Below are 22,439 nucleotides of genomic sequence, written 5' to 3'. Positions count from 1 at the left end.
AGCAAAAAAATGAATAAGTAATAAGAGGGAGTATAAAAATAAGAAGGTGTTCCCCAAGATACGGTACCCGGTTTCAGTCCTGAAACCAGAAGGTTTCAGGGCGGAAATCTGCGGTTTACCGTAGGCTTCTCGGTACATGCCGAGCTTGCACAATAGTAGACGAACAGAAATCCTGGTATAAAATTTATCGGCTCAGGGACTTAACCAAGCTCCGGTACCCCAGGGAACAATTTAAGTATATAAGACATAATCCAATCCTTAAACCCTAAACGTAAAAAATTAAACCGTTCGCTTAGTTTTCCCGCACCTTTAACTCGTCATTTACTTTATCGCATGGTTTTTGAGCTTGATCATACAATTAATTGGAGTTGCTTTTTATCGAGTGGTAGCATTGCCTTAACTTGCAAAGCGAAGATTCGATTATGAACGATTTACCCGATTACGAAAAAGCTCAACTGCTTTTAGAAAAAAACGAAATATTTGTATCACCTGCCGAAGCGCATGGTGTAATTAGTGGTTTACTTGCGTGTGGTTTAACCATTGACGACAAAGAATACTTAGGCCTTTTGAGCGATGTGTTTAACGATGGTGAATCATTTAGTAACGATTTAAAGCAGTTTTTTGGCACTATTTATAAGCAAGTAGTTGCGAGCTTTAATGATGACGAATTTCAGTTTGATTTATTTTTACCAAACGATGACGAAACACTCATCGATCAGGCTAATGGCCTCGTATCATGGGTAGCAGGGTTTATGCTTGGTTTTGGCTTAAAGCAAAAAGATTACGGTAAGTTATCAAGCGATGTTAAAGAGGTTATTACTGACTTTAGCGAAATCACTCGCCTAGATACCACTTTTGAAGAAACCGAAGAAGACAGCCAAGCGCTGCACGAAGTGATTGAATATGTGCGCGTATCAGCACTACTTTGTTTTGCAGAGCTTGGTAAAGAGCAAAACACGCAAAGTACTAAAAAAACACTTCATTAGTTTAAAAAGTTAAACGGGTTGGTTAATAATGGTTGAAGTACAAAAGTCAGAATTTAAAGCACGCCGTGAGCGTTTACTTGCGCAAATGGATAAAAATAGCGTTGCTATTATTCCCGCTGCAAGCGAAGTGACGCGTAGCCGCGATACCGAATATGCATTTAGACAAGATAGCGACTTTTTCTATTTAACAGGCTTTAACGAACCCGACGCTGTACTTGTACTATGTAACAACAGCGATGCACCCAGTACTTTATTTTGCCTAGATAAAGACAAGCTTGCAGAAATTTGGCATGGCCGCAGAGTTGGCTTTGATAAAGCTAAAAGTGACTACTTGTTTGATGAAGCTTACCCACTAAGTGAATTAAACGATAAGCTACTCGATATACTAAATGAAAAAGATGCGATTTATTTTGCACAAGGTGCTTATACTTCATTTGATACCAAAGTGTTTACGTTACTAGGCACACTTAGAAGTGGTGCGCGAAAAGGCCTCAAAGCACCGAGTACTTTAAAAGAAATACGCGGCCTTATTCATGAAATGCGTTTGTTTAAATCGCCAAGCGAGATAGATGTTATGCGAGAAGGCTGTGAAATTAGTGCGCGAGGGCACATGCGCGCTATGCGTTTTTCACACCCCGGAGCTACTGAATTTCAGCTAGAGGCAGAGCTGCATCATCATTATGCTATGAATGGTGCGCCGCACCCGGCGTACGGCACAATTGTTGGTAGTGGCGACAACGCCAATATTTTACATTACACGCAAAATAGCGACGTATTAAAAAATGGCGACCTGGTACTTATAGACTCCGGTTGTGAGCTACAAGGTTACGCAGCCGATATTACCCGTACTTTTCCAGTAAATGGTCAATTTAGCGAAGAGCAAGCCGCGCTTTATAATATTGTTCTTAAAGCGCAAGAAGTTGCTTTTGATGAAGTAAAACCCGGTGGTTACATGTCGCATGCTAATAAACTAGCAATGGAAGTAATGACTCAAGGTTTACTTGATTTAGGTATTTTAACCGGCGACTTTGATGAGCTAATGGCAAAAGGGGCATGTAAAGAATATTACATGCACGGGCTTGGGCATTGGCTTGGTTTAGATGTACATGATGTTGGCGATTACAAAGTAAATAACGTTGAGCGTGCATTTGAGCCCGGTATGGTACTCACCATAGAGCCTGGGCTTTATATCAGCGAAGACTCAAGCGCACCGCAAAAATACAAAGGCATTGGTATTCGTATTGAAGATAACTTGCTAGTTACCGAAACAGGCCATGAAAACTTGACCCTAAGCGTGCCTAAAAAAATTAGCGATATAGAAGCACTTATGCAAAGTGCTAAAAACGTATAAAGCTCGGAGAGTAAAGTGGCTAAGCAGTTTGATGTAGTTGTTATTGGCGGTGGTTTAGCGGGAGCAAGCTGCGCGTTAAGTGTGGCTAAAACTAATCCCGCGTTAAATATTGCCGTTGTAGAAGCTAATCAAGTTACCGGCGACTACCACCCAAGCTTTGACGACAGAAGCATTGCACTTGCTCAGCAATCGGTAGAGTATTTACAAAGCCTCAATTTATTTGAACAAAATGCCCCTTACACCGCCGTAATCAAAAAAGTGAGCGTGTCTGATAGAGGCCACTTTGGCAAAGCGCACATTAATTGCGACGAATTTGCTAAACCTTCACTTGGTTACGTAGTAGAAGTTAACCCTTTTGGCCGAGCGCTCCACCTGCGTTTAACGCAATCAAATATTACGCTTTTGTGCCCCGATAGCGTAATTGCCATTGAGCAAACCCTGCACAGCAATACACTTACCCTGCAAAGCGGCGAGCAATTAAGCGCAGCGCTATTGGTTATTGCTGATGGTGCACAATCACCCACACGTAATTTACTTGAGCTTGGCTTTAATACCCAGCCTTATGAACAAGGCGCAATTATTGCCAATGTAGAAGTAGCTGGTGGGCATAATAATCATGCCTTTGAGCGTTTTACACAAAGCGGGCCTATGGCGTTATTACCCATGAGCAATAACCGTTATTCGTTGGTGTGGTGTATGAGCCAAGATCAGGTTGAACAGCACATGGCACTTAATGAACAAGACTTTATAAGTGCCCTACAAAGTGCGTTTGGTTATCGCGGTGGTCAATTTACTAAAGTAGGCATGCGCACGAGTTACCCGCTCGTTTACGGGCAAGTCGAGTCTTTGACTGCGCACCGTACAGTGGTTATTGGTAATGCCGCACATGCTATTCATCCTATTGCAGGGCAAGGTTTTAATTTAGGCCTTCGCGACGTGCAAGTACTAAGTAATTTAATAGCAAACAGCCAACACGGTTTAGGCAGCTATGCGTTTACACGTGAATATTCTAAAAAGCGCAGTGATGATATAAAAACCGTAATGAGCTTAACCGATGCACTTGTTAGGCTTTTTTCAAACTCATCGCGAGTGCTCGCATTGGGGCGCAGTATTGGGTTGTTTTCGATGGATTTATTTCCCGCATTAAAAGCGCCATTAGCCAAACAGTTAATGGGGCAAGTTAAACAAGGTAGGCGTTTATGAAGCAAGCACAGGTTTGTATTGTAGGTGGTGGCTGCGTAGGGCTAACACTAGCACTTGGATTGGCAAAAGCCGATATAAGCGTCGTTGTACTCGACGGCGCACCAACACAAGCGTTGCCAACTGACGAATATGGTTTGCGCGTAAGTGCGCTAAGCATTGCAAGTCAAACCTTGCTTGAGCAATTAAATGTATGGCCAGAAATTATCGCACAGCGAGCGTGCGCTTATACGCATATGGATGTACGCGATGCCGACAGTTTTGGCAAAATAGCGTTTGATAACAAACAACTTGAGCTTGAGCATTTAGGCCATATTGTTGAAAACGACATTATCCGCTACGCGCTCATAAAAGAGTTGGAACAACAAAGTAGTGCCACGTTAATGTTCGATACACAGTATCAGCAAATACATCAAAGCGAATCAGATGTATTTATAACGCTTAAAAGCGGCGAGCCAATTATTGCAAAACTGCTGGTGGCCGCTGATGGGGCAAACTCAGCTATTCGCAAACAATTTAATATGGCGCTTAGCTTTAAAGATTACGATCACCATGCGCTAGTCGCAACCGTAAAAACCAAAGAGCCGCACGCAAATACCGCACGCCAAGTGTTTTTACCAACCGGGCCGCTGGCATTTTTACCTCTGAGCGATGCAAATACCCATTCAATAGTATGGTCTACTAGCCCCAACCACTGCGATGAGCTGCTTGCAATGGATGACAGCAGCTTTAATAAAGCCGTAATGGCAGCCATAGATGGCCAATGCGGGCTATGTGAAGTGCAAAGTGCGCGCGCAGCTTTCCCACTTAAAATGCGCTACGCTCAGCAATGGGTTTCAGGCAAAGTGGTCCTCATTGGCGATGCTGCACATACAATCCATCCACTTGCAGGGCTTGGTATGAATCTAGGCCTAAAAGATGCGGCTTATTTAATTGAGCTACTCACAAGTGATAGTAAGGAGTTTGCAAGCACGCGCACACTTCGCGATTACGAACGTACCCGTAAGCTCGATGCGCAAAAGCACATAGCCATGATGCAAGGGTTAAAAGAGCTATTTGAAGGTGCAAACCCGGTTAAAAAACTTATCCGCGGAGTAGGGCTATCATTAGTTGATAATTTAGGCCCAATAAAACACCTGTTCGCCAAAGAAGCGATAGGAAAGTAACGTAGGTTGGGTTGAGCGAAGCGAAACCCAACGGATAAAGTAAAGCGATGAGCTTGATTAAAAAAACCGATGTTTAATTTAAACATCGGTTTTTGTTTTATGGTGGTTTTAAATATATTAAAAGCTTCGCTTTTCACGCGAGCAAGCTCGGCGTCTACATGCAAAGTTTAACACTGAGCTTAATTTTACCTGTAGGCGTTTAGCTTGCTGACGCGACGAGCGTAGCTCGTAATTACTATCGTTAGCTAAAAAGTGCTTTGTTAAATCAGTTACAAATTCTCTTGTGCTTCATTCACCATATCCTTGAGAGCATCAATTAACATTGGATCTCGCGAGTTTTGCTTAGCAAGTTCTAATGCGTGTTTCATACTGGTGACGGCCTCTTTGAACTGCTTATTTGCAGTATAGCCTTGCGATAAACGCATGTGAGAATAGGCTGCATTTGGGTAATGGGTAGTAAAGTGTTTAAGCGTGGTAACAGCTTTAGCTGTGTTACCAAATTTTTGCTGGCTATGAGCAAATTCTACATATACATCTTGTGGAATTTTAAGCTCAAACCCGTACTTATCACTCAGTGCTTTGTAATAACCTGTAATAAGCGATACATCAGCAAATCTTCCGTGCTCGTCAGTAACGTTAAAAATTAGGTCGCCAAATAAGTGAATTAGGCTATCGCTAAGGGCTGGTAGTATGGTGCCCATATGACTAAAAGTAGGGTAATGCTTATATTCCCATTTTAGCTGTGTTGGCATTTGTTGTTCTAAATTTACTAAAGTATTTAATACACCGGTATAAAAGCGTGACCCTTCACTTGCTACACTAATAAATAACGATTGACCGCCTTTAGGGCTTTTAGTGTATTTTATAATATTATTTTTTAATTCTTCATCACTCCACCAACTGTTTGGGCTTATAGCTATATAGTTATTAAATAACTCAGGCTGATTAACTAAAGTATAAAGCGCTAAAGTACCTGCATTAGAGTGGCCAATTAACGTGTTGTAGCCGTTAGTTGAGTAGTTAGAATTTATGTATGGCATAAGTTCGTCAGAAACAAATTTCAAAAACTCGTCAGTTTGCCCCGCTTCAGGCCATTTATTTTTTACAAAGGTTTGAAACTCAGTTTTAGGCTCACCATCTACTTTAGGTAAGTAATCACGAACGCGGTTAGTTGTATCAATACCAACAAGCAAGGCATTAGGTATCTGCTAGTAATCAACAAGGGATTTAATAACACCAGACGCCGTATGAAAGTGCTCAACACCATCAAGTAAATAAATAACATAAAGCGGCTGATCGTTTTTTACAGTGTCAGGTACGAAAATTTTAATGGGTCTGTCTTCGTTAAGTATTTTTGATTGCAGAATGACTTTTTTACCAACGGTTATGTCAGTTGTATTGGTTTTTGCGTGGCTTAAAAATGGTGTACTAAAAGTAAGTATTAATACAAGCGATAGTAAGAGCTTCATAAATATCCTTATTTAATAATGTATTGCTTAATAATTGCACGGCTTTAAGTTTGAGTAAATACTTATATTTTGAGGCAGGTGTTAGACTTAAGTAATTCAAAGCTGCGCTTTTTTATGCGCGCAAGCTTGGCGTATATGATAAATATTAAACTACGAGTTTAGCTTTTCCTTTAGGCCTAAGGCTTGCTAACGGGATGAGCGAAGCTCGCAATAATTGCCTTTAAACTCTTATCTATAAAAGCTTAAAAAACCTGCTTGCTTAATTATCCGTCTAAGCGTAAAATGCGCGCTCATTTCGGCTTTTAAACTATTAATTCCTTGCCTTAAACCGACCGGCCGAAACGGTAGAAGGCTCTATTAACCGTAAGGAATATCCATGCGTCATTACGAAATCGTATTCATGGTTCACCCTGATCAGAGTGAGCAAGTAACTGGTATGATCGAACGTTATACTGGTTCTATCACTGAAGCTGGTGGTACTATCCACCGTCTTGAAGACTGGGGCCGCCGTCAACTGGCTTACCCAATCAACAAGCTTCATAAAGCTCATTATGTTCTTATGAACGTTGAAGCACCTACTGAAGTAATCAGCGAGCTAGAAACTACTTTCCGCTACAACGATGCAGTGCTTCGTAACTTAGTTATGCGTACTAAAAATGCTGTAACTGAAGCGTCTCCTCTTGCAAGAGAAGAGAAGAAAGAAGCACCAGCTGCTTAATTGTTTTGAGTCCTAGCATGGCATGTAGTCAGCAGTTATTATAATGGTTAGCCCATATATGAATCAGCTGGTTATATCTGGGGTAGTTTGTAAAACTCCCAAGTTTAGCCAAAGCCCTGCTGGCATCCCGCATTGTATTTTTGTTGTAGAACATAAATCAATGCAAACCGAAGCAGACCTTAACCGTAATAGTTATGTGAGGCTTCAGGTAGTTGCCAGTGGAAAGCAAATGCAACAACAGACTCAACATTTGCACGTTGGGCAGGCATTGCAAGTGAGTGGTTTTTTAAATCGCCACGAAGGTCGTAACGGCCTTAGCCAATTGGTTTTGCATGCTCAGCATATAGAAAGAATTATTTGAGGAATTAATCTCATGGCACGTTATTTCAGACGTCGTAAGTTCTGCCGCTTTAAAGCGGAAGGCGTACAACAAATCGATTACAAAGATCTAGCTACTCTTAGAAACTATGTTACAGAAAGTGGCAAAATCGTACCTAGCCGTATCACAGGTACTAGCGCTAAATACCAGCGCCAGCTAGCAACTGCTATTAAGCGTGCTCGCTACTTAGCCCTTCTTCCATACACTGACTTACATAAGTAAGCAGCGGATTAACAGTTTTTAAAAGGTGTAGAAACATGCAAGTTATTCTACTAGATAAGATCGCTAACCTAGGTAGCCTAGGTGAACAGGTTGTAGTTAAATCTGGTTTCGCACGTAACTTCCTTTTCCCGCAAGGTAAGGCAGTTCCTGCGACTAAAGCTAACATTGAAACGTTTGACGCTCGTCGTGCAGAACTTGAAGCGAAAATCGCTGAACAGTTAGTTGCTGCACAAGCACGCGCTGAAAAACTAGAAGCATTAGCAGAAGTTACATTAGTATCTAAAGCTGGTGACGAAGGTAAGTTATTCGGTTCAATCGGTACTCGTGACATCGCTGACGCTATCTCAGCTGTTGGTGTTGAAGTTGCTAAGTCAGAAGTTCGTTTGCCTCTAGGTACTATCCGTGAGACTGGTGAATTTGACGTATCAATTTCAGTTCACTCAGACGTAACGGCTACTATCAAAGTAATCGTAATCGCTGAAGCTTAATTTTTAATTAAGCTAAAAAAGCCGTGCTATTAGCACGGCTTTTTTGTGTCTGTAATTTGGCTAACTTTAATTAGTTGAGGGCATAGTTAAATAATACCAATCCGCAATAATACTTAATCATTTTGCGGGGCTAAACGTGTCCTACCTGTGTTAAAAAATTCTCATTTAGAACAACTAAATAGCGAATTTTTTGTCTAGCTATCAACACGTTTTTCCATCCTCAAAATAGCTCACTTAATTAAGCGAATTGTTATAAAGCCTCGCATAAGCCACTTTTTATTCAATTATTTTTTCATTCCTTTTAAACCTTTTCGAACTGTCATTACGTCTAACTTATTAATACACTTAAATAGCAACTCAACAATAATAATTAAAAGGCGGCATCACGGATGTTACACGTTAAACCCGAACCAACGCCTTTGTGCGAAGCTGCACTCATTGAGCGAGTTAAATCGGGTGATCAAGGCGCATACACAACGCTTTATGAGTTACATATAAAACGAGTATACGGTTTATGTTTACGCTTATTAGCAGACCAAGCACACGCCGAAGACGCCGCCCAAGAGGTATTTGTACAGGTATGGCATAAAATAGCATTGTTTGATGGGCGTTCGCAGTTTTCTACTTGGCTATATAGTGTTGCCAGTAATGTAGCGATAAGTTACCTGCGCAAGCAAAAAAACTGGTTACAAAAAGTAGTAAGTATTGAACACAGCGGTATGGATGAGCAATCAGCTAACGACTGCAAAGGCTTAAATGGCCTCGATAAGTTAATAGTAAGGCTTCCTGAGCGCGCACGTATGGTATTTGTATTATTTGCTATTGAAGGTTACAGGCACGAGGAAATCGCGGAGCAATTAGGTATGGCTGTTGGTTCAAGTAAGTCACAATATCATCGTGCTAGGCAGTTATTACAAGAGTGGTATGAAAATGAGTAAACCAAACTTTAACGACTACTTAAACAAGTCATTAAACACGCTTGATAAAGAAATTACGCCACAAAAAGATTTATGGGCGGGGATTGAGCGAGCAATTGTTAATAATAAGCAGAACCCAAACAGCACTATTATTTGGCCAAAACTAACGGCAATAGCAGCGTGTACTGTGGCTGCTTTAATTGCTGTTAATATATTTGTTATAGCACCTGAACCACAGCCCGTAGTGGCTATAAGTGATTACTTTTCGGCTCAAAAAAATAGTTTGTTAGTTGAATACGAAAATAAAGAAGCATTAACCACTAACTGGCAAACGCAACTACAAGAACTTGAAGAAGCTGAGCAAGCAATAAAGCAAGCTCTTGAAAACGAACCACAAAACCAAGCGCTACTGACAATGTTAGCGCAAATATATCAACAACAACTTGATTTAATTAACAAGGTGCACGCGCCACGTTGGCAGCACATTTAGGAGTACGATATGAAAGCGATTTTATTAGGACTGAGCTTATTTCCACTGGCGGCATTTGCGGGTGAAAAAATAGATAAGCAAATAGACGTACCAAGTGGCGGCACTATTTTTATTGAAAACCAACGCGGTGATATACATATTACAGGCTGGGATAAAAACGAATTTAAAGTATCTGGCGAGCTTGATGATAAAGCACAGGGTTATGAGCTTAAAACAAGTGGCGATAAAACACAGTTTATTGTAAAAATGCCCCGTAAATCAAATTGGGGTAATAGTGGTGACGGCTCAAACCTAACTATATTTATGCCTAAAAGCAGTAGTTTAGAGTTTGCTGGCGTTAATGTATCGGTGACTGCAAAGGAGCTTAAAAACGGCGCTGAAGTAGATGTGGTTAACGGTGAAATTACGGTAGATGATATTACTGGCAACATTAAGCTCACCACTGTAAATGGTGATGTGAACGCTGAGAACTTAAACGGGAATATTCAGTTTGAAACCGTAAATGGTGAAATTAATGATAGGCAATCAAGTGGTGAGCTGCGTTTTAGCGCTGTTAATGGTGATATTAAATCAACTTCAAGCGCTAATGATGTACGCCTTGAAAACGTAAATGGCGATATAGAATTTACGTTATCGGCTATTAAAAACCTACGTATTAATACGGTCAATGGCGAAGCAGAAGTACAGATTAACGAGCTTTTAAAAGGCGGTGATGTACGTTTTGAATCAGTAAGTGGTGATGCCGACTTTTATTTCCCACAAAGTGTATCAGCAAAGTTTGAAATTAAAGCCCATGCTAATGGTAAAATCATTAACAAAGTCAGTAGTGACAAAGTCAGTAAAGCTAAATATGGCCCAGCCAGTGATTTAGAGTTTAGTATTAATGGCGGTAATGCAAATGTTGAAATGGATACCATAAGTGGACGAATAGAGCTTCGTACCAAATAACACTCATTCCCCATCACGATTACAAAAAGCAGGAAAGATTTCCTGCTTTTCTATTTGCACAGCCCCTGCAAGTCGATAGAATAGAGCCATTCAATTTTACTACTGTGAAGTTATGGCCAAACCAGATAAGCAAGTCGATACTCTTAAAGTTCCTCCCCATTCAATAGAAGCTGAACAATCTGTTTTAGGTGGCTTAATGCTTGATAACCAAGCTTTTGACCGCGTAGCTGAGCTTGTTGTATCACAGGATTTTTATACCCGCACGCACAAGTTAATTTTTGAGGCGATGACGGCACTTGCTGAGATTGGCGATCCGATAGATTTAATCACTATTTCTGAAAGTTTAGAAAAAAATAATAAACTTGCAGGTATTGGGGGTTTTGCTTACTTAGCCGAAATTGCTAAAAATACGCCAAGTGCAGCCAACATTGATGCCTACGCAAACATTGTACGTGAGCGTGCTGTTGTACGTGAAATGATTGGCGTGGCAAATGAAATAGCCGAAGCGGGTTTTAATACCGAAGGGCGTACTAGTCACGACCTACTCGATTTTGCCGAAAGCAAAGTATTTAAAATTGCCGAGCAACGTACAAAAAGTACGGAAGGCCCGCAAAGTATTCATAACATACTCGAAAAAACCGTTGATAAAATAGAAGAGCTTTATCAATCGCCACAAGATGGTGTAACGGGTGTAAGTACAGGTTATGCCGATCTTGATAAAATGACGACGGGCCTGCAACCGTCTGACTTAATTATTGTTGCAGCGCGTCCTTCAATGGGTAAAACCACCTTTGCGATGAATCTTGCAGAACATGCCGCAATGACTCAAGACAAACCCGTGCTAATTTACTCGCTAGAGATGCCTTCAGAACAAATTATGATGAGGATGTTAGCGTCTCTTGGCCGTATTAACCAAACTAAGGTACGTACAGGTCAGTTAGATGATGACGATTGGGCGCGACTTTCATCAACAATGGGCTTGTTGATGGAAAAAGGCAAAATGTATGTTGATGATGCCTCGGGCTTAACACCTACCGATGTTCGCTCTCGTGCACGTCGTATTGCGCGTGACCACGGCGGCATTAGTATGATCATGGTCGATTACTTGCAGCTAATGCGCGTACCTAGCCTTGCTGATAACCGAACGCTTGAAATTGCTGAAATTTCGCGTTCACTTAAATCACTAGCAAAAGAGCTAAAATGTCCGGTTGTTGCGCTTTCGCAGCTAAACCGTACGCTAGAGCAACGTGCCGATAAACGCCCAATTAACTCAGATTTACGTGAGTCAGGGTCGATAGAGCAGGATGCCGATTTAATCATGTTTATTTACCGTGACGAAGTTTACAACGAAGACAGTACCGATAAAGGTATTGCTGAGATTATCATAGGTAAACAACGTAACGGCCCAATTGGTAAAGTGCGTTTAACATTCCAAGGTCAATTTTCTCGCTTTGATAATTACGCGGGACCAGCGGTAGATGACGATTACTAATGCGCTTAGCCACTGCTGAAATTAACTTAACGGCACTTGCGCATAATTTAGCGCAAGTTAAGGGCTTTGCACCTAACAGCAAAGTGATGGCGGTGCTAAAAGCAAATGCTTACGGGCATGGATTAGTAACGATTGCGCAGCATTTAAATAATGCTGACGCATTTGCTGTGGCACGTATAGATGAAGGGCTTGCCCTTCGAGCTGGGGGCTTAACAAAACCAATTGTTTTACTAGAAGGCTTTTTTAACAAAGCCGACTTACCGATTCTGCTCGCCAACAATTTTCAAACTATTATTCACGATGAGTACCAATTAGCGGCGCTTGAAAAAGCAAAGCTAGATGCACCAATAACATGCTGGTTAAAAGTAAATACAGGTATGCATCGATTAGGTATTGCGCCAGAGCAGTTTGAAGCCTTTTATAGCCGCTTGCAAAAAACACCTAACGCTAAAAATACCGTTAATTTAATGACCCACTTTTCGTGTGCTGATGACGTTGATAATGCTAAAACGGTTCAGCAAATTACGTTGTTTGATAATTTAGTGAATGGTATTGACCAAGCGCATTGTTTATCAAATTCGGCTGGTATTATTGCCTGGCCGAGCGGTCATGGCGATTGGGTGCGTCCTGGGCTTATGTTATATGGTGTATCGCCAATGGCAAATAGTATTGGGCAGCAACACAAATTAAAACCAGTTATGCGCTTAACTACGCGCGTAATTGCAGTGCGAGATGTGCCTGCTAATGAGGCTGTTGGGTATGGTGGTCGTTGGAAAAGCGATAAACCAACCAAGTTAGCTGTTGTAGCTATGGGTTATGGCGATGGTTATCCTCGGCATGCTAAAGAGGGGACACCGGTAATAATTGGTGAGCAGCGTTATGGTATTGTAGGTAGCGTAGCTATGGACATGATCAGCGTTGATATAGGCGCTAATGAGCATAATATTAAAGTTGGCGACAGAGTCACTATGTGGGGCCCTGAGCTACCAGTTGAAGAAATAGCACTGTGCGCTGATACTATTCCTTACGAGCTATTATGTAATATTACACCACGCGTAAGTTATGAGTATCAGCCATAGTTAGTTTTTAGCGTATACCAATTGGGTATAATTACTCTTTTATAAAGTAAATGTCGCTAAAGCCCATACGGGCAAATTCTTGGTCGCGAAAGTTACGAACAGAAGCAGACCCTTTTGAGGTCATTTCTATTTGGCGTACCATATTTAAGTAATTTGTTAAATCAATACCCTCGGCAGCAGCAATAGCTTGATACATGTCGTGGTATTTATCTTTTGCGAAGTTAATTTCGCGCGGTTGGTTTTTAAATGTATACGTTATTCTGCGTGCCATAATAAGCTCAGTTAAATTGAGTGTTAGTATAATTTTACACTGTATTGAACTGGCATTGAATGATTTGTTTAAATCAAATAATTAAAAAGTAGAGTTTAAAATGAAATTATCAGTAGAGATCAGTAAATATCCACTTCACCAAGATTACATTCCGTTTATTAAAGGCTTTATTGACCGCTTAAACGAATACGAAAATTTAAAAGTGATTACTAATACGCTATCAACGCAAATTTTTGGTGATTATGATTTAGTAATGCAGGTGTTAAATACCGAAATTAAGCGCTCATATGAAGAATTTGGTAAAGCTATTTTTGTATGTAAGTTTCTCTCTGGCGACTTATCGCCTGAATAATCTATAATACCAATCTGCATAAATCTTTGATCAATTTAACGAATTAAATTGCACTATAACGTCGTTAAAAATTTTTTATTTAGAACAACTAGATACAAAAATTTTTGCCTAGTTTTAGCGTGATTTTCTTAACGTTAAATAGACCCCGTATATAAGCAGATTGGTATAACAAATGGCGCAACTAAACGGTGATTGCATAATATGGACTTTTTAACACAAACCTTAAGCGGTTTTACAGCAATGTCGCATTGGGAATACATTGCGGTAGGATTGTCGATGGCGTACTTATTATTGGCAATAAAAGAAAGCTTATGGTGTTGGCCGGCGGCATTTTTTAGCACGCTCATTTATACAATTATGTACTGGAATGGCGCATTGCTCATGGAGTCGTTACTTAATTTTTATTATATGTATATGGCTGTGTTTGGATGGGTTGTATGGAGAAAAGGCAAAGCTGAAAATTTAAATATTACATCGTGGTCGATAAACCGTCATGCTGTTTTAATTAGTTTAACAACCGTAGCTGCAATTACAATTGGTTACGTTATGCAAAACTATACGCATGCCGATTTTGCTTATCTTGATAGTTTCACAACGTGTTTTGCGGTAGTAACTACTTACTTAGTTGCTAAAAAAGTCCTCGAAAACTGGCTGTACTGGATTGTAATAGATGCAGCTTCCATGTATTTATATTATGAAAAAGGCTATTACCCAACGCTTGCGCTTTTTATATTTTATACCATTATGGCCGCGTGGGGCTTTAAAACTTGGTACGAAGAGTACGAACAAAGCCAAGCTAAGCCGCTAGCTCAGCTTTAATTAATGATTGAGCATAATCAGCTAGTAAAAATGTGTAGGGCGTTTATAGAGCCTACTAGCGTTACTTCAAGCGAGCGACTACTAAATGGTTTTAGTAACGATAATTTTTTAATACGTACCAAACAACAAGGGTATTTATTAAAGTGTTATAAAAGCCATTGGCCAGCCATAGGACTTGAAGCACAGCGTTTTTTAAGTGAGCTTAATATATGTCCTGCGCCTGTTTGGCTCGATAAAAAGAATAGCCGTGCGGTATTTAATTATATTGAAGGTAATACAGCGCAATCGGATATAACGCTTAGCTTTATTAATAAACTTGCTCAAGTGCACAATTACAAAGTGTCTACTGCGCCAATGGATATAGCTAAAGAGCTGCATTTTTATCAAAGCACCGGCGTATATACGCAATATAAACCTCAAATAGAGCAGGCACTCAAAGTAGTTGCAGCCATGCAATTTGATGAAGGCTTTTGTCATAATGACTTGGTAAAAGATAACATTATTGTAAATGCTTCGGGCATGTATTTAATTGATTTTGAGTACGCGCAAACTAACGATGTATATTTTGATTTGGCAGCCCTTGCAGTGAGTTTTAACCTTAATGAGCAAAGTAAAAAAGCGCTGTTAAACAACTATAAAAATAGCGTTGATAAAAAAAGCACGTTTTACCCATCAATAGATAAGTTAAATTACTATAAGCTGTTTTTTTTGGTGTTATGTATTGCTTGGTATGAGGAGCGCAGCATAACTAGTAAATCTATAATGTTACGTGCGCAGCTAAATAAACTTGTTACTAATACTTTTTTATAAAAGTTACAAACCACCAAAGCGTTCAGCGAGCTCTTTGTACTTTGTTACTTCGGCCGCATCAAATTGTGGTTCGCCATTCTCGTCTTCAGATTTAGCAATTAATAAACTTTCTCTAGAGAGGCGTTTTACACGCTCTACTTTTACACCTAAAAATTCAGCGACTTGCTCAGTAGACAATAAACTCATTATTATTTCCTCGTATTAAACTAATCCTCACAGCGACAATCATAATTTTAATGTTACTAAACCGTTACTGTTTCTTATCTAATAAGAATAAATAGCGTGTTTTTAAGCCTTTGTGAAGTGTTTTATTTAAAAGAGTTTAATTAATAAGCATATAAGCTGATCTTACTGGTATTTATTTAAAGATCTCTTTATCATTGCGGGTGCTAAAGCACTGATATCGCGAGTTGGTGTGGCGGCAACAAATGTGCTCTCGTGGTGAAATGGATATCACGTGGCCCTCCGGAGGCTGAGTTGTAGGTTCGATCCCTACCGAGAGCGCCATTTGCTTTTATATGTATTAATTATCCTCTCTATATTACCTAGCTTCTTATTAATTACTCTTGTATTTAAAAATGCATTTACTGCAAAAACTTTGAAAGTTAATTTTAAAAACAGCTTTCTAGTTATTTATACAATGCAAAATTAGCATCCAAAAATCATGTTGTAATTATTTGCATATAAGATTTAGTGATAAATGAGGAAGACCGATTCAATGTTAAATAGTCAATTAGAGATACTAGCTCAAGGACACGCTTATCTTGAAGGTGTAACTAAAGAGGACTATTCCCAAGTCATTACTCCTAACTTTATTAGCTCGGCTGGAGCTCATATGCGACATATTATCGATCATTATCAATCTTTAATGACCGGCTTTAGCACGCAAAAAATAGATTATGATTGCCGCTTAAGAGGAGGAGATATTGAAAACTCTCCAACTGCTGCAATAAAAAAAATTGCCGAAATAACAACGTGGGTTGAACAGCTAAGTCCAGATGATTTTAATAAACCGTTATCACTTTCAAGCGAAGTTTCGATTAAAAGCAAAAATGTACAAACAGTAACCACATCACTTGCGCGAGAGCTTATTTTTGTAGGCAGTCACGCTGTGCACCATTACGCGATGATTTCACAAATTTCTTTTGCTCAAAAGTCGCAGCTCGATCAAAGCTTTGGTTTAGCACCAAGTACAGCTACTTTTTTAAGAGAAAATAGCCAGCCAGCACAACCAAAATCGATGCAAAATTAAAATGTGCACGTTAAGCTACTTTTTAACTGATGATGGCTACGAGCTATTTTTTAATCGCGATGAGCAAAAAACACGAGAAACGGCAATCGCTCCAAGTAAGCACCAGGGCAATGCAATTTTCCCTATTGATCCGCAAGGAGGAGGTACTTGGCTTGGGGTATCGCATTTTGGGCAAACACTCGCATTATTAAATGATTACCAAAGTGTATTTGATATAACTGCGGTAAAGCATAGTAGAGGTCTGTTAATCCCTCATTTACTGAGCAATAAAGCCCCTGCATTGTACCAATTACAAAACATGGATTTATCGGGCTACGCGCCTTTTAAGTTGTGTATTTTTCCGGATGGGCTATCGATAAATAACAATAACGTGGTTTTTGTTAGGTGGGATGCAAAGCAGTTAATCTACTGCCAAGTTGAACCACTTGCTACGTCATCAGGTGTTGAGCTTGAAACGGTGACACAAAAGCGTAAACAACAATTTAAGCAACTTATTGATTTAAGATACCCTGAAAGTGAGCAGTTTTTAGCGTTTCATTACAGTAAAGCCGAACAAGGGCAATATGGCGTAAATATGCTTAGGGAAGATGCAATGACGGTCAGTATTAGCCATATTAAAGTTGGTAACACTATACGTTTTAATTATTTTGATAAGCAGTCTCAGCTCATTAGTAGCATTGGTTGTTTAAAAGTGGCTGCTGCTTAACTAAATATTTTTATAGCTGTTACATAACTAAAAAGTCGACGCAATTAATAGCGTCGACTTTTTTTGCTCAATTTTTACCTGCTATATTAATACAGCAGGTAAAAATTATGAGTGATTTATATAATCATCCTTTTTATCACCAAGGTAGAGCTTAAGTAGCTTTTCAGGCGCACTTGGTAGGTGCACACTTAAAAGTAATCCTGGCGTGTGATTAAAGTTGCTATCAATGCCCATGCAATGAAATTGAGCGCCTAGCTTATGGTATTGCTTTAATAAAATCGGTATGTCTTTTTTATCTTCTTCTATTCCCATAACCAATGCTGATACATGGCTTATATTTAACGTGTGGTCATTAATAAAGTCTTCAAACTCTGGGTGGAGCTTATTATTAAAAGGCGTATTGGCGCTAACACCTTGTTTATTATTAACCATTGCATGGTCAATAATTGCAACAGAACGAGGGTCATAAAGTTTACTTAATGAAACCGTGCCATATAAAGTCCTATAGCGTGGATTTTGCGCCATAAACGCACCAATCCCTTTAAATAGCAGTAATAAACCATGGTAACTGCCCTGATGTTTTTGAACTATAAACGAGCGACCCATTTCTAAGCACGGCTGTTGCTGATTAATAAAAGAAGGTTCAAAGTTAAACATTTGCGATAAATAAAGAGCGCTCACGTCGCTATTTTTTTGTAATAAATCGGTTTGTCCAATTCTATAAGCACCAATAATTTCTTCATTTTTATGATCAAAAATAAACAAATGCATGTAAGTCGCATCAAACTTATCTGTGTCGCATGGCTCGCCACTTCCTTCGTTTAATGTGCGAAAAGTTATTTCTCTGAGGCGTGTTATTTCAGTAACGCAATTAGGTATTTGCTCTTGGTAGCCGTAATAAACTGAGTAACCTTTAAAGTCGACTAAGTGCTGCTCGCTTGGCAAGTTAGCAAGCTCATTTTTCATTTTTGTTTTATCAACTTCCTGCATAATGGCTTTGAGCTGTGTTGATTGGTTATCCTCTTGCCAAGGCGTTACAAAGCGCTCATCGTTTAAGTAACATTGCAAGCGCGCAAGTGCGTTTATGTCGTCAGTTTTTTCAAACTTATTTAATAATTTGGGTGTAAGTAAATTACCAGCGCTTAAGCTAATAGAGCTTTTTTGAATTTTAAGTAATTCGCGTATTAGCATTAATAATCTAAATCGGTAGTAAACACGCCCCAAGTTATAAAAGGTTGAGCTATTCTGACCGCTAATAAATACAGGCAATAAAGGAGCTTGTGTTTTTAAAGCTAGTTGAGCGGCTAAGCGATTCCATTGCCCGTCAGTTACACGCTGTTTTTCTGATTGAAAAAATGACACTCTTCCCGCAGGAAAAACCACAAGTAAGCCATCATTTTTAACATGACTAAAACACTGTTTTATTGCGCTGGTATTAATGGCTGCTTTTGGTTTTAGTGGGTTAGCAAAAATAAAATAGTCTTTAATTTCTTTAAATATTTTTAAACCCACGTTAGCCATTACTTTTGTATCGCTACGATAATGGGTGAGTAAATTTGCAATTATTACGCCCTCAATCATGCCATAAGGATGATTACATACCACTATGCAAGGGCCATGCTTTGGTATTTTGTCAATAACACCTTGTGCACCAAGCACATTTATACCTAATACATTTAACAGCTTTTCACTAAACTCTTGTTTATCTAAACCCGATAAATTATTAGAGAGGTATATATCACGCAGCTTATTGATGCCCAATAGGCTATCGAGCAGCGGAGCGGCTATTTTTAGTATATGACTCAAAGGAGAAACGGTGCTTATTGCCGCTACACTTAAGTTTGATATGGGGTGGTTTAATTTTGTCATATACGTTGATGCTCTTAAATTTTTATAGCTGTTGTGTATATTTAGACCGAGGAAAAACCACATTATGTTCAAATTAGGTTAATTAAGTTTGTTTAAAAGCGTAAAAATAATACTCAAATAGTCTTTTAAGTGCTAAATGGTTGTAGGTTATTAAGAAAATAGAAGAGGGTTTTAATTATCCATAAAATAAGGTTACCCACTACAGCTAATAAGAGTGATACTGCAAGTAATCCTTTGTAGTTATATATCACTACTTACAACTCAAAAACTAGACTTTTAAGCTTAATTAATGCTATTTAAAGTACATCTACTTTAAATGTAAAAAATCTCACCTTTATGCTAATTACTTTGCCCGTGTCTGAGCTCACCCCTGGTATGTACGTTGATAGCGTTACTAAGCAACACGAGGGGATCAATAGCATAAAAATTAAGACCAGTGGCTTGGTGCGCGACAAATCTATTATTAAGCGTTTAGTGTCTGAAGGGGTGCTCGAGCTGCTTATAGATTTTACTAAAGGTGATGCGCCAGTTCCTGCCAAATATAAGCCCCAAAGCGCACCTAAAACATCTAATAGCCAAAAAAAAGTAGAAAAAACATCTATAGCTATTTCTATCGAACAGGAGTTTGCTAAAGCGACTGTAAATTACGATCAGCATGGCCGAAAGTTACAATCATTATATGGCGATTTAACATCTGGCCTGAGTGCTAATATAAAAGTGCTTGATGAAATTGCCAGCGAGATAGTCAGCTCAGTTTTTCGTAATGCTAACGCTATGACTATTCTTACTCGTATAAAAGACAAACATAGCTATAACTGGCGGCATATGATCAACTGCGCCATTTTTACTGCTGTATTTGCTAAATACTTAGGGTATGGAAAAGCTGTTGTACAAGAGCTTGCAATGGGGGCGTTACTTCATGACTTGGGCCAAGCTAAATTACCGCAGGGTATATTTTCCAAGCCAACTAAACTAAGTAATAACGAGCTAGCAGCAATTAAAAAGCATGTTGCCCAAGGTTTAGGTTTAGTTAAAGGTGAGAAGGGTATAACTCCCCTTATGCTCGATATGATAGTAAATCATCATGAGCGTTTAGATGGCTCTGGTTATCCGCGAGGCCTGCAGGCTGAAAAGTTAAGTCGCCCGGCGCGTATAATGGCAATTGTAGATGTGTACGATGCTATGACAGCCGATAGAATGCACCAAGAGGGTGATGAGCCTATTAATGCATTACGCTACTTATTAGCCAATAAGCACTTGTTTGATGGTGAGTTAGTTCAGCGCTTTATAAAGTGTTTAGGGGTCCATCCGGTAGGAACTATTGTAAAATTAACGAATGAACGTTTAGCCTTAGTGCTTGAAGGGAACGTATTAAATCCTATTAAACCTAAAATTAAGCTATTTTATAATGCTAAGCATAATCATCATGTTACACCTAAAGACATAGATTTAAGTGAGCACACCCAAGAGCTTAAAATACTAGCGAGTGTTAAGCCTCTTGATTATCAGATTAATTTGTCTCGCCTGCTAAAAGAGCATTTGTTGAACTAGTTTTACTGCATTGCCTTTTTTTAGTTTGTTTTGCAGAAATAAACGCACCCAAAAAACAACTTCCCATCAGTGTTAGCCATAGCAAAGTACCTAACTCTACGTGCAATGCAAAACAACACAGTCCTAAAGAGATCAACGCATTTAACATTGCTCCAAGCCAATAATGGTTTACGGGGTTATCGCATTGTCCTGCTTGAGTGCATGCACAGTAGTTTGCTTTGTAAAAGCAAAATACACTCGCCCCACAAAATATTAGCCCTGTAATAATAAATAAAATGATCACAGCTTTACTTCCTTTGCGATTTTATAGTGAGTGTAATTTGCTATATATTTCAAGTCAATCTAAATGATAATTAATTACAATTAGAGCTTTAACTCTAATAACACATTTCTCATCCGATGAGTTTTAAATAGTTGTTAAAATGTCGTTAAATAACATGTTTTTTGCTGTTTTTTGACGCATTCATAGAGTTTTTTACAAAAAATTAAGGTAGTGTAGCAAAGTTTCAAATCCTAATAACAACACACATAGTACCCAGACAGTCAGTTTGGTTAAGGACTCAACAATGAAATTTTCTAAAACTCTTATTGCAGCTTCGCTTGCATTTGTTTCAGCTGATAGCTTTGCAGCTGCGTTTCAATTATCAGAGCAAAATGCATCGGGTTTAGGCCGTGCATACGCTGGTGAAGCTTCTATCGCAGACGATGCATCTGTAGTTGCACGTAACCCTGCACTAATGACTTTATTTAAAGATAAACAACTAAGTGTTGCTGCTATTGGTGTAATCCCAGATGTAAGCTTAGAAGGTGAAGGCGCGCCAACTGGTATTGATCAATCTACATTAGATGACGATAGCATTGCCCCAAGTGCAGTGGTACCAGCAGCTTACTTTACTATGCCTTACAACGATAAAGTATCACTTGGTTTTGGTGCATTTTCTAACTTTGGTTTATCAACAGACTTTGACGATGACTACTCAGCAGGACAGATTGCTGGTAAAACAGAAATCTTCACCGTTAACTTAAATGCAAGCGTTGCTTATAAAGTTACTGAAAAGTTTAGCTATGGTATTGGCTTAAACGTAATTTATGCTGATGCAACAATTGTGCGTCATGCTGGCTCTGGTTTACCATTTGCTTCAAGCACTGAAGTTGTGAACTTGGAAGGTGATGATACAGGTTACGCTTTAAATGTTGGTTTAATGTATCAGCTAGATGATAACAGCCGTTTTGGTTTTAATTATCGTACAGAAACAGATATTACATTCGAAGGTGATTATTCGAATCAAATACCAACAGCTTTTGGTGGATTAAATGGAACTGAATTACCTGGTTCTGTTGAAATAACACTTCCTGCAATAGCTGAATTTTCAGGTTCTCATCAGTTAGATGAAAAACTTGGTCTTCATTACAGTATTCTATGGACAGGTTGGAGTAGCTTTGATTCATTAGAAGCACAAGTTACAGCTCCAACTGGCGATAAGTTTAGCGCATTTAATAAAGATGAAAGCTTCTCTGATTCATACCGTTTCGCTGTGGGTTCAGATTACCAATATAACGAAGATTTATTACTTCGTGCTGGTGTAGCATTTGATCAGTCTCCAGTATCACAAGATCACCTGTCGATCTCTATCCCAGATACAGATCGTTTTTGGTTCTCATTCGGTGGTAACTACACAATTGATCAAAGCTCTAACGTTGATCTTGGTGTAAGTATCATCCGTGGTAAAACTCAGAACTTTGAAGAAGATGGATTTGAGTTTGAGTCAGAAGGTAATGCAGTACTTATTGGCGCTCAGTACAACTACAAGTTTTAATGTAGAAGTGTCTTGTGGTTAATCACAGGGCACAAAAAAGCCGCTCACTTTAATTAAAGTGAGCGGCTTTTTTAATGCCTATTAAAT

24 protein-coding genes, 1 tRNA gene, 1 other RNA gene and 1 pseudogene are annotated in these 22,439 nt (G+C 39.2%); 21 read left to right on the top strand and 6 right to left on the bottom strand.

The window, feature by feature from the left end; translation table 11 throughout:
• Positions 1–46 precede the first annotated feature (46 nt).
• Positions 47–229: non-coding RNA, 6S RNA (gene ssrS, locus GQR47_RS08150), on the bottom strand.
• Positions 230–422: 193 nt separating this feature from the next.
• Between ssrS and GQR47_RS08145 the strand changes: the two genes are divergently transcribed.
• The 4 genes from GQR47_RS08145 to GQR47_RS08130 are packed head-to-tail and all read left to right on the top strand — an operon-like array spanning position 423 to position 4,703.
• On the top strand, positions 423–986 hold the full coding sequence (locus tag GQR47_RS08145) for a UPF0149 family protein (RefSeq protein WP_002962745.1): 564 nt from the start codon (positions 423–425) through the stop codon (positions 984–986).
• A gap of 28 nt (positions 987–1,014) precedes the next feature.
• On the top strand, positions 1,015–2,337 hold the full coding sequence (gene pepP / locus GQR47_RS08140; RefSeq protein WP_024595533.1) for a Xaa-Pro aminopeptidase: 1,323 nt from the start codon (positions 1,015–1,017) through the stop codon (positions 2,335–2,337).
• Positions 2,338–2,352: 15 nt separating this feature from the next.
• A complete protein-coding gene (gene ubiH / locus GQR47_RS08135; protein WP_024595532.1) occupies positions 2,353–3,540 on the top strand; it encodes a 2-octaprenyl-6-methoxyphenyl hydroxylase in 1,188 nt (395 codons plus the stop codon).
• Positions 3,537–4,703: an FAD-dependent monooxygenase gene (locus GQR47_RS08130; protein ID WP_154903639.1), complete on the top strand. Its 1,167-nt coding sequence runs from the start codon at positions 3,537–3,539 to the stop codon at positions 4,701–4,703. The genes ubiH and GQR47_RS08130 overlap by 4 nt, the downstream gene beginning before the upstream one ends.
• A 269-nt stretch (positions 4,704–4,972) precedes the next feature.
• Here the strand turns inward: GQR47_RS08130 and GQR47_RS08125 are convergent.
• Positions 4,973–6,172: pseudogene (locus GQR47_RS08125) on the bottom strand (alpha/beta hydrolase-fold protein).
• Between the two features lie 376 nt (positions 6,173–6,548).
• Here GQR47_RS08125 and rpsF point away from each other — a divergent pair.
• The 9 genes from rpsF (at position 6,549) to alr (ending at position 12,905) form a co-directional block, all read left to right on the top strand.
• Complete coding sequence (gene rpsF, locus GQR47_RS08120; RefSeq protein WP_002962750.1) at positions 6,549–6,890, top strand: 30S ribosomal protein S6; 342 nt, start codon at positions 6,549–6,551, stop codon at positions 6,888–6,890.
• Positions 6,891–6,933: 43 nt separating this feature from the next.
• Positions 6,934–7,251, top strand: coding sequence for a primosomal replication protein N (gene priB / locus GQR47_RS08115; protein WP_004588456.1), 318 nt, complete (start codon positions 6,934–6,936; stop codon positions 7,249–7,251).
• A gap of 12 nt (positions 7,252–7,263) precedes the next feature.
• Positions 7,264–7,491, top strand: a complete 228-nt coding sequence (gene rpsR, locus GQR47_RS08110; protein ID WP_002962753.1) for a 30S ribosomal protein S18 — start codon at positions 7,264–7,266, stop codon at positions 7,489–7,491.
• Positions 7,492–7,526: 35 nt separating this feature from the next.
• The gene (gene rplI, locus GQR47_RS08105) at positions 7,527–7,979 is read left to right on the top strand and encodes a 50S ribosomal protein L9 (protein ID WP_002962755.1); all 453 of its coding nucleotides are present in this window, start codon (positions 7,527–7,529) and stop codon (positions 7,977–7,979) included.
• A gap of 389 nt (positions 7,980–8,368) precedes the next feature.
• Positions 8,369–8,917 carry a sigma-70 family RNA polymerase sigma factor gene (locus GQR47_RS08100; protein ID WP_002963053.1) on the top strand — a complete coding sequence of 183 codons (549 nt, stop codon included), beginning with the start codon at positions 8,369–8,371 and terminating at the stop codon, positions 8,915–8,917.
• Entirely contained in the window at positions 8,904–9,386 is a 483-nt protein-coding gene (locus GQR47_RS08095) for a hypothetical protein (RefSeq protein WP_024596807.1), read from the top strand. The genes GQR47_RS08100 and GQR47_RS08095 overlap by 14 nt, the downstream gene beginning before the upstream one ends.
• A 9-nt stretch (positions 9,387–9,395) precedes the next feature.
• Positions 9,396–10,334 carry a DUF4097 family beta strand repeat-containing protein gene (locus GQR47_RS08090; protein WP_002963051.1) on the top strand — a complete coding sequence of 313 codons (939 nt, stop codon included), beginning with the start codon at positions 9,396–9,398 and terminating at the stop codon, positions 10,332–10,334.
• A 112-nt stretch (positions 10,335–10,446) separates the two neighbouring features.
• The gene (gene dnaB, locus GQR47_RS08085; RefSeq protein ID WP_002963050.1) at positions 10,447–11,826 is read left to right on the top strand and encodes a replicative DNA helicase; all 1,380 of its coding nucleotides are present in this window, start codon (positions 10,447–10,449) and stop codon (positions 11,824–11,826) included.
• Complete coding sequence (gene alr, locus GQR47_RS08080) at positions 11,826–12,905, top strand: alanine racemase (RefSeq protein WP_024596806.1); 1,080 nt, start codon at positions 11,826–11,828, stop codon at positions 12,903–12,905. The genes dnaB and alr overlap by 1 nt, the downstream gene beginning before the upstream one ends.
• Positions 12,906–12,936: 31 nt before the next feature.
• Here the strand turns inward: alr and GQR47_RS08075 are convergent, their stop codons facing one another.
• A complete protein-coding gene (locus GQR47_RS08075; protein WP_002963045.1) occupies positions 12,937–13,176 on the bottom strand; it encodes a DUF2960 domain-containing protein in 240 nt (79 codons plus the stop codon).
• Between the two features lie 100 nt (positions 13,177–13,276).
• On the opposite strand from GQR47_RS08075, the gene GQR47_RS08070 reads away from it, so the two are divergent.
• The 3 genes from GQR47_RS08070 to GQR47_RS08060 all read left to right on the top strand — a co-directional run bounded on the left by GQR47_RS08070 (position 13,277) and on the right by GQR47_RS08060 (position 15,157).
• Entirely contained in the window at positions 13,277–13,528 is a 252-nt protein-coding gene (locus GQR47_RS08070) for a hypothetical protein (protein WP_002963043.1), read from the top strand.
• Between the two features lie 201 nt (positions 13,529–13,729).
• The gene (pnuC, locus tag GQR47_RS08065; protein ID WP_002963042.1) at positions 13,730–14,347 is read left to right on the top strand and encodes a nicotinamide riboside transporter PnuC; all 618 of its coding nucleotides are present in this window, start codon (positions 13,730–13,732) and stop codon (positions 14,345–14,347) included.
• Positions 14,348–14,350: 3 nt separating this feature from the next.
• A complete protein-coding gene (locus GQR47_RS08060) occupies positions 14,351–15,157 on the top strand; it encodes a phosphotransferase (protein WP_024596805.1) in 807 nt (268 codons plus the stop codon).
• A gap of 3 nt (positions 15,158–15,160) precedes the next feature.
• On the opposite strand, the gene GQR47_RS08055 is transcribed toward GQR47_RS08060, so the two are convergent.
• Positions 15,161–15,343 carry a hypothetical protein gene (locus GQR47_RS08055; protein WP_024596804.1) on the bottom strand — a complete coding sequence of 61 codons (183 nt, stop codon included), beginning with the start codon at positions 15,341–15,343 and terminating at the stop codon, positions 15,161–15,163.
• Positions 15,344–15,589: 246 nt separating this feature from the next.
• On the opposite strand from GQR47_RS08055, the gene GQR47_RS08050 reads away from it, so the two are divergent.
• From GQR47_RS08050 to GQR47_RS08040, 3 genes are all read left to right on the top strand, one after another.
• A tRNA-Arg gene (locus tag GQR47_RS08050) sits at positions 15,590–15,664 on the top strand.
• A 211-nt stretch (positions 15,665–15,875) separates the two neighbouring features.
• Complete coding sequence (locus GQR47_RS08045; RefSeq protein WP_024596803.1) at positions 15,876–16,409, top strand: DinB family protein; 534 nt, start codon at positions 15,876–15,878, stop codon at positions 16,407–16,409.
• 1 nt (position 16,410) lies between these two features.
• Entirely contained in the window at positions 16,411–17,115 is a 705-nt protein-coding gene (locus GQR47_RS08040; protein ID WP_024596802.1) for an NRDE family protein, read from the top strand.
• A 105-nt stretch (positions 17,116–17,220) separates the two neighbouring features.
• Here the strand turns inward: GQR47_RS08040 and GQR47_RS08035 are convergent, their stop codons facing one another.
• Entirely contained in the window at positions 17,221–18,984 is a 1,764-nt protein-coding gene (locus tag GQR47_RS08035; RefSeq protein WP_024596801.1) for a GNAT family N-acyltransferase, read from the bottom strand.
• A 336-nt stretch (positions 18,985–19,320) separates the two neighbouring features.
• Here GQR47_RS08035 and GQR47_RS08030 point away from each other — a divergent pair, with 336 nt between their 5' ends.
• Positions 19,321–20,535, top strand: a complete 1,215-nt coding sequence (locus tag GQR47_RS08030) for an HD-GYP domain-containing protein (RefSeq protein WP_154903640.1) — start codon at positions 19,321–19,323, stop codon at positions 20,533–20,535.
• On the opposite strand, the gene GQR47_RS20490 is transcribed toward GQR47_RS08030, so the two are convergent.
• Complete coding sequence (locus GQR47_RS20490; protein ID WP_076914930.1) at positions 20,495–20,818, bottom strand: hypothetical protein; 324 nt, start codon at positions 20,816–20,818, stop codon at positions 20,495–20,497. The two genes, GQR47_RS08030 and GQR47_RS20490, sit on opposite strands and share 41 nt — an antisense overlap.
• Before the next feature lie 283 nt (positions 20,819–21,101).
• On the opposite strand from GQR47_RS20490, the gene GQR47_RS08020 reads away from it, so the two are divergent.
• Complete coding sequence (locus GQR47_RS08020) at positions 21,102–22,352, top strand: outer membrane protein transport protein (protein ID WP_024596459.1); 1,251 nt, start codon at positions 21,102–21,104, stop codon at positions 22,350–22,352.
• The last annotated feature ends 87 nt before the right edge of the window (positions 22,353–22,439 follow it).

The sequence above is a fragment of the Pseudoalteromonas sp. Z1A2 genome (assembly GCF_011378755.1).
Classification (GTDB): domain Bacteria; phylum Pseudomonadota; class Gammaproteobacteria; order Enterobacterales; family Alteromonadaceae; genus Pseudoalteromonas; species Pseudoalteromonas distincta.
Note: the sequence above shows the minus strand (reverse complement) of the source record. Positions and strands in the feature narration are given on the sequence as shown.